Genomic DNA, 12,689 nt, shown 5'->3' on the forward strand with positions numbered 1-12,689 from the left:
GCGATGGCCGAGGGCGCGATCGTCTTCGCGCTGGCCAACCCCGACCCCGAGGTCGACCCCGCCATCGCCCGCCAGACGGCTGCCGTGGTCGCCACCGGCCGCTCGGACTTCCCCAACCAGATCAACAACGTCCTGGTCTTCCCCGGCGTCTTCCGCGGCCTGCTCGACGCCCAGTCACGCACCGTCAACACCGAGATGATGCTGGCCGCCGCCAGCGCCCTCGCGGGCGTCGTCACCGAGGACGAACTCAACGCCAACTACATCATCCCCAGCGTCTTCAACGCCCGGGCGACCGAGGCCGTGGCCTCGGCGGTGAAGCGGGCCGCGCTGGCGCTCGGCGACGACCGCTGAACCCGCGTGGGCGGGCCCTGCCTTCTCCGGAAGCGGGCCCGCTCGCACGATAAATCCCCTCGTATGCCCACTCTCCGGGCACATCGCCGCCACGACCACCCCCTCGAACTCACCGGGTACGGCGCGATCTGAGTAAGATCCCCCCGCATTCACGGGGAGGACGGATTCGGCATGCGAATACTGGGGGCCGACGGCCCGACGCACGTGGGACCGTTCCGGACGGTCGGGGTGCTCGGGCAGGGCGGCATGGGACAGGTGCTGCTCGGGGTGGCGCCGGACGGACGGCTCGTGGCCGTCAAACGGGTGCACGCCGACCTGGCGGACGATCCCGGGTTCCGGTCACGGTTCCGGCGGGAGGTGGACGCGTCACGGCGGGTCTCCGGGGCGTACACCGCGCCGGTCGTCGACGCCGACCCGGACGCGCCGACGCCGTGGCTCGCTTCCCTCTTCCTCCCCGGGCCCTCGCTGAGCGAGGCGCTGGACGCGGGCGGGGCGCTGCCCGAGGAGGCGGTACGGCTGCTCGCCGCCGGCCTCGCCCAGGCCCTGGAGGACATCCACCGGGCCGGACTCGTGCACCGCGACCTCAAGCCGTCGAACGTGCTCCTGACCGAGGACGGCGTACGGGTCGTCGACTTCGGGATCGCCCGCGCGGCCGACCACCAGACGAAGCTGACCCACACCGGCGCGGTCATCGGCTCGCCCGCGTTCATGTCGCCCGAGCAGGTCCACGGCGAGCAGCCGGGCCCGGCGAGCGACGTGTTCTCCCTCGGCGTCACCCTCGCCACGGCCGCCACGGGCCGGAGCCCGTTCGCCGGGGACTCGCCGCTCGCGCTCATGCACGCCGTCGCGCACGACCTCCCCGACCTGGGCCCCGTACCGCCCGGGCTGCGCCGGATCATCGAGCCGTGCCTGGCCAAGGACCCGGCCGCGCGGCCGACCCCCGGTCAACTCCTCGCCCTGATCGGCCCGCTCGCCCCGGCCGCGCGCCCATGGCCGGGGACGGTGTACGAGCGGATCACGGAGCGCCGCTCATGGGCGGCGCGGCTCACGGCCGGGGCCGGGACCGGGGCCGGGGCCGACTTCATGTCCCCGCCCGCTCCCGCGTATCCGCCCGTTCCGCCGTCCCCGCCCGTCGTCGTGCCCACGCCCACCGTCGTCTCCTCGCCCGCCCCGGCGGCAACGCGGCTTCCCAAGTGGCTCGGCACCCCCTGGCGGCTGGTCACCGCGGTCGTGACGGCCGTGACGCTCGTGACCACGGCGGTCGCGGTCCTGATGATCGGTCCGGACAACGTGTACGGCACGTTCTTCCCGGAACCCGTGCCGACCCCCGGCTCGACCCCGCTCGCGCAGGTGACGGACAAGTACGCCAAGACGGTCCCGACGTGCGTGCAGGCCGCCGGCAGCTTCAAGCCCCCGGCCGGTTTCGGCAGACCCAGCGGCAACTTCCCCGATCAGGTGTGGCAGCAGAAGGACGGCGACGGGCACACGCATCCGCAGATGGCCTGCTTCTGGAGCGACCGCTCCGGCGACTCGATCGACATCACCCTGGATCTCTTCCCCTCCCGCCCGGGCGGGCCCACCGGGGCCGAGCTGGCCAAGAAGCACTACGAGGGCCTCTTCATGCAGAGGAAGACCCCTCGCGACTCCGGAATCCCCGGCGTGGAGGAAGGCATGTGGCTGCAGGACCCCGACCCGGGCAACTGCGTGCTGTACGCGCGGGACGTCAACCTGTACATGTACATCGAGATCAAGGGCGTCCACTATCCGAAGGGCGGCCCGTGCGAGGCCCTCGCCAAGGACATGGCCCGCCAGAGCACGGCTGCGGTGGCCGCCCTGTGAGCGCGTCGCACCCGATACCCGAGAAGGCCGGGCCGTACATCCTCCTCACCGAGCTCGGCCGGGGTGGCATGGGCCGCGTCCTGCTCGGCGTCGCGCCGGACGGCAGGCCGGCGGCGGTGAAGCTGGTGCACGCCCGGCACGCGGCCGACGACGGCTTCCGGGCCCGCTTCCGGCGGGAGGTGGAGGCCTCACGGAAGGTGTCCGGCGCGTACACGGCGGCCGTCCTCGACGCCGACGCGGACGCCGAACTGCCCTGGCTCGCCTCGGCCTTCGTGGCCGGACCCTCACTGGGCGCGGCCGTGGAGCGCACGGGCGCGCTGCCGGAGCCCGCCCTGCACCGCCTGGCGGTGGGCCTGGCGACGGCCTTGCACGAGATCCACCGGGCCGGTCTCGTCCACCGTGACCTCAAGCCCGAGAACGTGCTGCTCGCCGAGGACGGGGCACGGGTCATCGACTTCGGCATCGCCCGCGCGGCGGAGACCGGGGACGCCACCGAGCTCACCGGCACCGGCTGGGTGGTCGGCTCGCCGCCGTTCATGTCGCCCGAGCAGGCGCAGAGCCGGGAACTGACCGGGGCGAGCGACATCTTCTCGCTCGGCTCGGTCCTCGTCATGGCGGCGACCGGCCGCAGCCCCTTCACGGGCCCTTCCACCCTCCAGACGCTCTACAACGTCGTGCACACCGAGCCCGATCTGAGCGGTGTGCCCGGGTCCCTGTACGGGATCGTCGCCCGCTGCCTGGCCAAGAACCCGGCCGAACGCCCCGCCCCTGCCGAACTGCTCGCCCTCCTGGGCCCGGTGGCTCCCGCGCCCCGGCCGTGGCCGCCCGCGGTGCAGCGGATGGTCGACGAGCAGCGGTCCCGGGTCGCGGGCCTGCTCGACGGCGGCCCGGAGCGCACCACGATCCTGCGGGGCGCGGGCGCCGCCGCCCCGCGTACGGCCGTGCTCACCACGTACGACACTCCCGCCGCCCCGGCGCCCCGCAGCCGGCGCACCGTGACATGGGTGACGGCGGGGGCCGTGCTCGCGGCGGGGATCGGCGTGGGCGCGTACCTGTTGTCGCGCGGTGACGGCGACGGCGGCGGACTGCCGGACAAGTACGTGACGATGCCGGTGTGCGACGAGGCCGTGCCCAAGCTCCCGCTGCGGGAGGAGCGGAGGAAGGACAAGGACGTCGCGAGGGAGGATCAGGACGCCACGGCGAAGACCGAGTGCTCCTGGTACGACAAGGACCAGCCCCAGCCCGACGGCTGGAACTTCTATCCCGAAGCGGTCGTCTCCTGGGAGGTGCACCGCTCGACCCCCGGCAAGAACGGCACAGCCGTCACACGGAAGGACTTCGCCGACAGTGCGAAGAGCGGGCGGGACGCGACCGGTCCCGGTCTCGGCGACGAGGCGTACTGGATGACCTACAAGAGCGACGAGAAGCGTTGCCAGCTCAATGTCCGTGACGGCAACCTGGTGATACGGGCCTACCTGGACGCCACCAGGCACCCGTCGTGCGAGGCGGAGGCCCGGGATCTCGCCAAGGCCGCGCTGGCCGCCATGCCGCCGCTCGCGAACTGACCGCTCCGGGCGTCGCCCGGTGGCGCCGACGGCCGGGCCCGCCGGCTACGGTCCGTCCCGCGGCGGAAGCCGGTGGCCGTTCTCGTCCCCTTCGAGCTTGGTCACCACGCCGGACAGCCGCGCGCAGAGCGCCGTGATCTCTTCCTGGGTCCGGTTCCGCTCGGTGATCGCCGCCGCGAGCAGCAGCGCGGTCAGTGACACGGCACCGTTGAACAGGGTGAGGGTCATCATGTTGCGCGACACGTCGTGGCCGTTGAACGGACCCGTCCGGTGGGCCGCGGCCACTGTCACGAAGGTCGACACGACCAGTGCGCACGGTGCGGCCCCGGCCCGCTGGAAGCGGAACGCGGCGTAGATGAGCAGGGGGAAGCCGAGAAAGAGCAGCGACGACCCGCGGGCCATCACGATCCCGACGAGGAAGGCGGCCAGTGCCAGTGCCGCCCCCTCCAGCCAGCGGGAGAGCAGGACGTCCCGGGGCCGCCGGGCCGAGGCCGCGACGAGCAGGAACGGCGTGACCAGCAGGACGCCCATCGTGTCGCCCGCCAGCCACACCGACCACGTCGACCAGAAGCTTCCGCGCAGGACGTCTGCCAGCAGCAGCGTGCCAACGCCCACGGTCGCGCTGATGAGCGTCCCGACGACGCCGAGGAGGAGCAGCGCGAGCGGATCCCGCAGCCGGTCCAGTTCCCGGCGGAAGCCCACTCGGCGCAGGAGCGTGTACGAGCAGATGACGGAGAGCGTGTCGCCGAGGGGGGCGAGCAGGAGGACAGGGCCCCATGGCCAGCGCGACAGGCTGTTCAGGAACGCGCCGAGCAGGACCCCGGGCCAGACCCGCAGGCCGAACAGAAGCAGGCCAGCCAGGGCGACGCCGACCGGTGGCCACACCGGGGTGACCCGGAGGCTCACCATCTGCGTCAGCACACCGAGCCTGCCGGTCCCGTAGCACAGGGCGGCGACAGCCAGGCACTGCAGGGCTGTGGCGCCGTGGCGGCGAAACCCCGCGCTGTGCGTCGGGGTGCTCATCCGGCCATGCCGTCATAGTGGACCGCGAGGACGGCGGCGTCGTCGCTGTGCCCCGTCAGGTCGGCCACTTTGATCACTTCGGCGGCCAGGACGTCCGGGTCGGCGTCGGCATGGGCGGTGACGATCCGGGCCACCCGTGCCAGGCCCTCCTCCACGGGGAAGGACGGCCCCTCCACCACCCCGTCGGTGAGCAGGACGAAGGCCCCCGGCTCCGTCAGCCGCCGCCGGGTCACCGGATAGCGCTCATGGGGTTGTATGCCCAGGGGCAGGCCGCCCTCGTCGAGGGCGGTGCCGGAACGGCCGCCGACGGTGGCCCACACCACCGGAGGGTGACCCGCGCGGACCCCGGCCAGCTCGCCGATCCGTGCCTCCAGGCGGAGGAAACAGCAGGTCGCGAAGAGATCGCAGTCCATCGAGATGAACAGGTCGTTGGCGCTGCCGAGTATTTTCCCCGGGTCGGTGGTGACGGTGGCGATGGCCCGCAGCCCGGTGCGCACCTGCCCCATGAAGGCGATCGAGTCCACGCCATGGCCCTGTACGTCACCGATGGCGAGCGCGACGGAGCCGTCCGGCATGAGGAAGGCGTCGTACCAGTCACCGCCGACGGCCAGGCCGTCCCGTGCGGGGGCGTACCTGGCCGCGATCCGCAGGCCGGGCACGTCCGGCAGGCGCGGGGGGAGCATGTCACGTTGCAGCGCCGCAGCAAGCTCGATCCGTGGCATCTGGAGGTCGATCTGCTTGTCCACATCACCGACGAGCCGCCTCAGCGTTCCCAGGGGCTCCGGCGTCCTGGGCTGCGGGGCGGTGCGGCGCCAGCGCATAGCGACTCCGAAGTGACGATTTGCTCAATTATGTCACAATTAATCCACCTGACAGTCCGAGCCCCTCAACGAGTGGGCCGAATGGTGGCGTACGCCTGTCGCGGCGAGGCCTGGAGCAGGGATTTCCCGGCGAAGACGAGTTCCGCCAGCGGAAGGGGCCGGTGGTAGAAGTTCAGCGACGACGGGGCGCCGAAGATATCGGCCGACGCCAGGAAGAAGGGGAGTTCGGCGACCAGGTAGCGCATGGCCCGTTCGATGCGCTCGACGGTGAGCGGCCCGTCGTACCCCCGGGCGGCGAGGACCTCTCTGCTCATGTCCGCGCAGGTGTCCCACAGGGCGCTGTCCTCGTCCAGCGCCCGCTCGCACTCCGCGAGTTTTTCGCGATAGACGTCGTTGGATTCCAGCTCCGACATTCGGTGGAGACCGTCGGTCGGCCTGGGCCCTCCCCCGCTCTCCCAGGCCCGCGCGACGCGGTTGCACAGGACGTTGATCTCGCCGCGTGCCTTTTTCGCCGCGCGCTGGGGGTCGTAGCCGAGGGCCCGGTAGGTGTGTTCCAGCGCCGAATCCGGAATGACGACATCGACGCGGGCGAACTCGGCACAGAGCCAGCCGAGGAGTTCGGTCAGCCGTGCGACGTGGAAGTAGCTGTTACCGGGGCTGATCCCGAAGACCACGTGCTGACGCCGCTCCCAGACCGGACGGCAGGCCTCTGTGAAGGGTTCGACGGTGAAGGATCCGACGGTGAAAAGCCCTCGCCCGCACCCCGGGCTGCCCATTCCGTCGACCACGCTTCCACATGCCGTCGTCATGTCCACCGTCCGGTGCCGGGGTTCTCGACGCCGTCCAGATAGCGCCGGCGGAGTTCCTCCCGGATGATTTTTCCGGTTCCGGTGCGGGGCATGTCCTTGAAGTCGATCACGATCGGCTCGGCCAGCTCGGGCAGTCCGCGTATCGCCTTTCTCCAGTGTTCCCTGTCCAGTTGACCGTCCGGCGTGGCGACGATCGGTATCGGCGGGCCGTCGGGCACCGGCAGCAAGGCCACGTCGTGCCGTGCGGGCAGGTGGTCGACGATCACGTCCTCCTGCTCGATGCGGCTCACGCCCGGGGTGTAGTTGACCTCGCGGTCGAGCAGCTTGAGGCTTCCGGTCCTGGTCTTGATACCGATGTCACCGGTGTTCCACCACTCCCCCACGGCTTTCTCGTTCCAGCGTTCGGGTTCGCGGTAGTACCCGACGCACCGCGCCTTCGTGCGTGCGAGCACCAATCCCGGCCGGCCGTTCGGCACCGGCCTGAAGGTGCCCGGGTCCACCACCTTGAGCTGGACGAATCCCGGCATCGGCCGACCCACCTTGCGAGGGCCCGCGTACTGGTCCCGCGGCTTGTTCGCCGTGGGGCGCGTGATGAACGTCATCCCCATTCCGCCGGTCTCGGACTGGCCGTATCCCTCCCGCCAGACGGGAAAGCGGTGGCGGGAGGCGTTCAGGAACGTACGGATCGTCGACCAGTGCACGGCGTCGAAGTTGCCGATGAACATGCGCACCGAGGAGAACGCGCCCTGTCGGGGGTCCGCGGCGAGTTCCTCCATATGCGAGAAGTCGATCGGCAGCCCCTCGATCACGGTGGGCCGGTGCCGCCGGAACAGCGGGCCGACGACCTCGGGGTCGCTGTCGCTCATCAGGAGGACCTTGGCGGGAGACAGGGTCAGTACGGAATAGATCCAGGTGAACGCGCGGGCGTGGACGTACGGCGTGAACATCGCCACCGTGTCGTTGCGCCGTATGGTGACCGGCGGCAGGTGGCGGCATTCCAGCCTGGCCATCCGGCCCTGGAGTGTGGCCGGGGTGTACATGATGAGCTTCGGAACGCCCGTGGTACCCGACGTGTGGGTGAGCATCATCAACTCGTCGTCACCGCGCGGCACGGGGGCCGGATCGGTGCTTCCGTAGAGCTCCGCGAAGGCCATCGCGTCCGGTGTGCTTCCGTCGCTCCCGTCGTCTCCGCCGCTTCCGCCGCTTCCGCCGAGGTACAGCGTCCGCTCCGCGAACGAGGTGAGCGGTTTTCCGTCACTCCCTTTGCCTGTCAGGAGGCGTTGGGTGCTGACCAGCAGCTTCGGTTCGACACGCTGCAGAAGCGGCCGCACCGAGTCATGGGGCAGCAGTCCCGACAGCATCACGGGAACGGCGCCGATCCTGATTCCGGCGGCGGCGAGCAGCAGACAGTCGAAGTGGTTGTCCTTGTACACGGCGAACCGGTCCCCGGGACCGACTCCCGCCGCGTGCAGTGCCCCTGCGGTGTCCCTCACGCACTGGGCGATCGCTTCGATGTCGAGGATGGTCCGGGCCGCCGGATCGATGTCCAGCGGCCGGCCGAGGCGGAAAAGCATCGGCTTTCCTGTTTCCGCCCTGCGGTCGAAGAGGCTGCCCAAACTGGACTTCCATAAATGGGTTATTCGCATGCGCTTCCCTGCTTCCTTCGGTTGAGCCGGTCGGTCAGCGGCGGGACGCCTCACTGCACGAGGGTCAACTCAATATGCGGGACTGCCCGACGGCAAGACCACGACCGCGCGATCACCGAACGCGGTCCACGGGCGCCAGCCGCCACTGGGCCGGTCCTGCGTCCGGGAACGTATCCGGCCGTCCGTGGTGACGGCGAAGACGTGCATCCGCCCGGTGGCGTCGACCGCTGCCGTGGGCATGGCGGCGAGCCGGACGCCGGGCTCGCCGAAGACGTCACCGGGGTCCCAGCCGCCGCCGGGTGCGGTCTGCCACCGGTGGTCGAGCCGGTCCCCTCCGGGCGACAGGGCGAAGGCTTCGAGCGTGCCGTCGGCGTTGGGCGCGAGCGCCGGGGACGCGACCGTCCAGCCGGACATCGGCTGCCAGTCCCCCCAGCCCCCGCTCGGCACGTTCTGGCGGCGGCAGTACGCCGCCACGCCGGACGGAGCCATCGCGGTGACGGTGAGTCTGCCGCTGCCGTCACGTGCCACGCGCGGCGCGGCGCCCGCCGCGGTGCCGAAGCGGCTCCACTGTGCCCAGGGGCCGTTGGGGGTCTCCTGCCACCGGTGGTGGATGCCGGAGCCGCCGGGCGCGAGGGCGAAGACCTCCAGGCGTCCGTCGGCGTTGGCGGCGACGACGGGTGGTGCGCCCGCGGGCCCGCCGAAGCCGCCGTCCCACGCGTCCCACATCGGTGATCCGGGCGAGAGCTGTCGTCGCCGGGCGATGGTGCTGCCGCCCGGGCCGAGCGCGAAGACCTCCAGCCCGCCGTCGGCGTTGCGGGCGACGGCGGGGACCGCTCCTGCCGCGCCGCCGAACTCCTCCCAGTCGTACCAGCCGCCGTCCGGACGCTGCGCCCGGTGGTGCAGGTTGACACCGCCCGGGGCCAGGGAGAACACCTCCAGTCTGCCGTCGGGGCCGCGGCCGAGCGCGGGGACCGCCCCCGCCGGTCCGCCGAACGTCTCCCAGGAGGACCAGGTGTCGGACTGCGGGTCGAGCTGGACGCGCCGGAGCATCGAGCGGTCACCCGCGTCCAGCGCGAACACGGTGAGCCGGCCGTCGACGTCCGGCCCGGCGACCGGGTTGTCGGCGCTCTGCCAGGGCGGTGGCGCGTCCCGCCACCGCAAAGGCGTCAGGTACAGCCCCTGCCGGAACCAGCCCGCGGCACTCGCGTGCCACTCCTGGCCGTCGGTGACCACCTCGACGGCGTGGCCGGGCACATGGCCCGCGTAGCCGTCGAGTTCGAAGAAGAACGGGTTCCGGGACGCGAGCACGTCGGTGCCGTCGTAGCCGTTGCGGGGCCCGATGAACAGGTAGTACCAGCCGTCCCGTTCGACGACGAAGGGCGACTCGGTGACCGACAGCGTCGTGGCGGTGGACGCGTCGGTGAAGGCGATTCCCGGTTCGCTCCAGTGCAGCAGATCGTCCGAGCGCCGGAAGGCCACCACGTGCCGGCCGTCCTGGCCGGACAGTTCGGTGTAGTACATCACCCACTGCCCGGCGATCCTCACCACCATCGGGTCGCGCGCCACGCGCCCCCGGAAGAGCGGGCCGGTCGGGACGCGCGTCCAGGTGAACAGGTCGGTCGAGGTGGCGAGGTTGATCGCGGCCCCGTTCCGGCCCCCGGCCGCGTAGAACATCCAGTAGGTGCCGCCCGCCTCGATGACGTGCGGCGCCCACAGGTGTTCTTCCCCGAAGTAGGCCCGGTCGACGGTCAGCGCGTCGGCGTGCGTGGTCCACGGCCCGTACGGATCGGGGGCGGACGCGTGGGCGAAGGAGACCTCGGCCGCGCTGTCGGGGGCCTGGCCGGGCGGGGCGCCGTCGCCGACGATGCTGAACAGGTGCCACCGGTCGGACGCCCTGATCAGTGTGTGGTCGTTGAGGTAACGCCGCTTTCCGGGGGTGGACGGGTCGTAGACGTGCGTGAAGGGCCCCGCGCCGATCCACTGGTGGGGCGGGGGCGGCGCGGCGCCGGCGGGCACGGCGCCGCCGCGGACAGCCGACAGTGCGAACGCGCCCGCCACGGCGGAGCCCTGGAGCAGGCGGCGTCTGCTGATCGGACGCATGAGTCCTCCGGAGGGATGCCGCGGCCGGCCGGGCCCTGCCGCCCTGACCGGCCGCGGGTGTCGGGTGTCGGGTGTCGGATATCGGGTCAGGTGATGGGAGGACCGGAACCGTTGACCCAGTCCCATTCGGACCAGGTACTGAAGCCGGTCTGCCACCTGTGGTGGACCCCGTCCTTATTGGTCCCGAAGACCTCGATACGGCCATCGGCATTCGTCGCCGCGGCGATCTCGGCACCGCCGGTGCCGAATGTGGCCCAGTCGCTGTAAGGAGCGTTCAGGCCCGTCTGCCAGATGTGCATGGCGGCATCGCCGTTGATGGCGAAGACCTCCACCCGCCCGTCGGGGCTACGGCCGCTGGTGAGCTGGGAATTCGCGGGACCGCCCGTCTTCTCCCAGCCCGACCAACTCGTCGGGCTCGTCTGATAGCGGTGGTACACACCCACAGGGCCGGAGGCGAACACCTCAAGGCGCCCGTCCGCGTTGTGGTCGACGGTCATGTCATGGCCGCCGCCACCGAAATCCGTCTCCCACTGCGACCAGCCGCCGTTGACAGCCGTCTGATACAGATGCTGGAACGTGCTCCCGTTGAGCGCGAACACCTCCAGACGCCCGTCGACGGACTTCTCCATCTTCACCCGGCTGCCGGCCGGACCACCGCCCGACTGCTCCCAGCCCGACCAGCCGCTGTTGGGAGCGGTCTGATAACGGTGGAACACCTCCTTCGGCCCCGAGGCGAACACCTCGATACGGCCATCGGCATTGACTCCGGCGGCCACGCTGCTTCCGCCCGTACCGAACTCCTCCCAATTCGACCACGCACCGGACGGAGACAGCTGATAACGATGCTGAGCGACCTGGCCATTGAGCGCGAACACCTCCAGACGCCCGTCGGCATTCGGCGCGATCGCGAGCTGCGCGTTCGCGGGGCCGCCCAGCTTCTCCCACTCCGACCAAGCACCGTTCACCTGCGTCTGCCAAGCGTGATGCACCCCGTCCGCCCCGGCCGCGAACACCTCGAGGCGGCCATCGGCCGACTTCGCCGACACCACCCGGCCCGACTTCGCCGGATACACCAACGGTGCGGGTCCTGTGCCGGGATTCCCGAGGCGCGCCACCGCGGCGCGCGCCTCGCCCATGTGCCGCAGGTGGGCGCCCTGCACGTACGTGGACCACGGGTCCCAGTTCCGGCCTCCGTTGGAGATGCGGTACGCCGCGTTCGCATTGCACTGGGGCTCGTAGGCGCAGGTGTCGTCGACCTCCTTGTGCCAGTAGTTGTTGATCTGCCACAGCCCGCGGTCGGTCGACGGAGGGGTGTTGTTCGTCGTGTTGGAGGCGCCCGGGTTGCAGCTGGACTCGGCCAGCGCGACGGCGACGGCGAGTTCCAGGGCCTCGCCGCGCCAGCCCGCTTTGTAGCCGACCTGGGCACACAAGTCGCTCGGGTCGGCCTGCGCCGGTGAGGCGCCGACGACCATGCCCGCCGCGACGAGCAGCGAGGCGATCATCGACAGAACGATACGGTGGGAAGCGCGTCGCACCGGCGAAGTCGTTCTCCCTCGCCGGACGCGCCGAATTCTTGTCAACTGCTGCCCCTTCGAAGGGTGAGTCAGGTGATGGGGGGACCGGAACCGTTGACCCAGTCCCATGGGGACCAGGTGCTGAAGCCGGTCTGCCACCTGTGGTGGACCCCGTCCTTGCTGCTCCCGAAGACCTCGATGCGGCCGTCGGCGTTGGAGGCGGCGTTGATCTCGCTCCCGCCGGTGCCGAAGTTGTCCCAGTCGCTGTACGGGGCGTTGAGGTCCTTCTGCCAGATGTGCATGGCGACTTCACCGTTGATGGCGAAGACCTCCACCCGCCCGTCGGCGGTGCGGGTGCTGGTGAGCTGGGAATTCGCGGGACCGCCCGTCTTCTCCCAGCCCGACCAGCTGGTGGGATCGGTCTGATATCTGTGGTAGACGCCCACGGGCCCGGAGGCGAACACCTCAAGACGCCCGTCCGCATTGTGGTCGACGGTCACATCGCGCCCGCCGCCACCGAAGTCCTCCCACTGCGACCAGCCACCATTGACAGCGGTCTGGTACAGATGCTGGAACGTGCTTCCATTGAGCGCGAAGACCTCAAGGCGGCCGTCAGGAGACTTCTCCATCTTCACCCGGCTGCCGGCCGGACCACCGCCCGACTGCTCCCAGCCCGACCAACCGCTGTTGGGGGCAGTCTGATAACGGTGGAACACCTCCTTCGGCCCTGAAGCGAACACCTCGATGCGACCGTCGGCGTTGACTCCGGCGGCCACGCTGCTTCCGCCCGTACCGAATTCCTCCCAGTTCGACCACGCACCGGACGGAGACAGCTGATAACGATGCTGGGCAATCTGGCCATTGACAGCGAAGGCCTCCAGACGCCCGTCCGCGTTCGGCGCGATCGCGAGCTGCGCGTTCGCGGGGCCGCCCAGCTTCTCCCACTCCGACCAAGCACCGTTCACCTGCGTCTGCCAAGCGTGATGCACCCCGTCCGCCCCGGCCGCGAACACCTCGAGGC

At 70.9% G+C, this 12,689-nt stretch carries 9 protein-coding genes and 1 pseudogene; 3 read left to right on the forward strand and 7 right to left on the reverse strand.

The features are described 5' to 3' along the window. The 3 genes from K6I34_RS15810 to K6I34_RS15820 form a co-directional block, all read left to right on the forward strand. On the forward strand, nucleotides 1-351 hold a 351-nt coding region (locus K6I34_RS15810), incomplete at its 5' end, for a malic enzyme-like NAD(P)-binding protein (protein WP_308294014.1). A 171-nt stretch (nucleotides 352-522) separates the two neighbouring features. Then, nucleotides 523-2,190, forward strand: a complete 1,668-nt coding sequence (locus K6I34_RS15815) for a serine/threonine-protein kinase (RefSeq protein WP_229326545.1) — start codon at nucleotides 523-525, stop codon at nucleotides 2,188-2,190. Continuing rightward, nucleotides 2,187-3,755, forward strand: coding sequence for a serine/threonine-protein kinase (locus K6I34_RS15820; RefSeq protein ID WP_229326547.1), 1,569 nt, complete (start codon nucleotides 2,187-2,189; stop codon nucleotides 3,753-3,755). Before K6I34_RS15815 ends, K6I34_RS15820 begins: the two co-directional genes overlap by 4 nt. 45 nt (nucleotides 3,756-3,800) lie before the next feature. On the opposite strand, the gene K6I34_RS15825 is transcribed toward K6I34_RS15820, so the two are convergent. The 7 genes and pseudogenes from K6I34_RS15825 to K6I34_RS15855 form a co-directional block, all read right to left on the reverse strand. Then, the gene (locus tag K6I34_RS15825; RefSeq protein WP_229326549.1) at nucleotides 3,801-4,778 is read right to left on the reverse strand and encodes an MASE1 domain-containing protein; all 978 of its coding nucleotides are present in this window, start codon (nucleotides 4,776-4,778) and stop codon (nucleotides 3,801-3,803) included. Further along, on the reverse strand, nucleotides 4,775-5,599 hold the full coding sequence (locus K6I34_RS15830) for a PP2C family protein-serine/threonine phosphatase (protein WP_229326551.1): 825 nt from the start codon (nucleotides 5,597-5,599) through the stop codon (nucleotides 4,775-4,777). Before K6I34_RS15830 ends, K6I34_RS15825 begins: the two co-directional genes overlap by 4 nt. Before the next feature lie 65 nt (nucleotides 5,600-5,664). Further along, a complete protein-coding gene (locus K6I34_RS15835) occupies nucleotides 5,665-6,408 on the reverse strand; it encodes a tRNA-dependent cyclodipeptide synthase (RefSeq protein ID WP_229326559.1) in 744 nt (247 codons plus the stop codon). Then, nucleotides 6,405-8,108: a class I adenylate-forming enzyme family protein gene (locus tag K6I34_RS15840; RefSeq protein WP_229326567.1), complete on the reverse strand. Its 1,704-nt coding sequence runs from the start codon at nucleotides 8,106-8,108 to the stop codon at nucleotides 6,405-6,407. The genes K6I34_RS15835 and K6I34_RS15840 overlap by 4 nt, the downstream gene beginning before the upstream one ends. A gap of 15 nt (nucleotides 8,109-8,123) precedes the next feature. Next, the gene (locus tag K6I34_RS15845; protein WP_229326569.1) at nucleotides 8,124-10,154 is read right to left on the reverse strand and encodes a family 43 glycosylhydrolase; all 2,031 of its coding nucleotides are present in this window, start codon (nucleotides 10,152-10,154) and stop codon (nucleotides 8,124-8,126) included. Between the two features lie 86 nt (nucleotides 10,155-10,240). Further along, the gene (locus K6I34_RS15850; RefSeq protein WP_229326571.1) at nucleotides 10,241-11,656 is read right to left on the reverse strand and encodes a transglycosylase SLT domain-containing protein; all 1,416 of its coding nucleotides are present in this window, start codon (nucleotides 11,654-11,656) and stop codon (nucleotides 10,241-10,243) included. Nucleotides 11,657-11,757: 101 nt separating this feature from the next. Beyond that, a pseudogene (locus tag K6I34_RS15855) lies at nucleotides 11,758-12,689 on the reverse strand (M23 family peptidase); the annotation flags it as partial.

It is taken from the genome of Streptomyces sp. UNOC14_S4 (assembly GCF_020740835.1).
In the GTDB taxonomy this organism is placed as follows: domain Bacteria; phylum Actinomycetota; class Actinomycetes; order Streptomycetales; family Streptomycetaceae; genus Streptomyces.

What these genes read in the sequence shown, in the direction of transcription:
- K6I34_RS15815 (WP_229326545.1), top strand. Translation starts at nt 523, where the DNA reads ATGCGAATACTGGGGGCCGACGGCCCGACGCACGTGGGACCGTTCCGG.
- K6I34_RS15825 (WP_229326549.1), bottom strand. Translation starts at nt 4,778, where the DNA reads ATGAGCACCCCGACGCACAGCGCGGGGTTTCGCCGCCACGGCGCCACA.
- K6I34_RS15830 (WP_229326551.1), bottom strand. Translation starts at nt 5,599, where the DNA reads ATGCGCTGGCGCCGCACCGCCCCGCAGCCCAGGACGCCGGAGCCCCTG.
- K6I34_RS15835 (WP_229326559.1), bottom strand. Translation starts at nt 6,408, where the DNA reads ATGACGACGGCATGTGGAAGCGTGGTCGACGGAATGGGCAGCCCGGGG.
- K6I34_RS15845 (WP_229326569.1), bottom strand. Translation starts at nt 10,154, where the DNA reads ATGCGTCCGATCAGCAGACGCCGCCTGCTCCAGGGCTCCGCCGTGGCG.
- K6I34_RS15850 (WP_229326571.1), bottom strand. Translation starts at nt 11,656, where the DNA reads ATGATCGCCTCGCTGCTCGTCGCGGCGGGCATGGTCGTCGGCGCCTCA.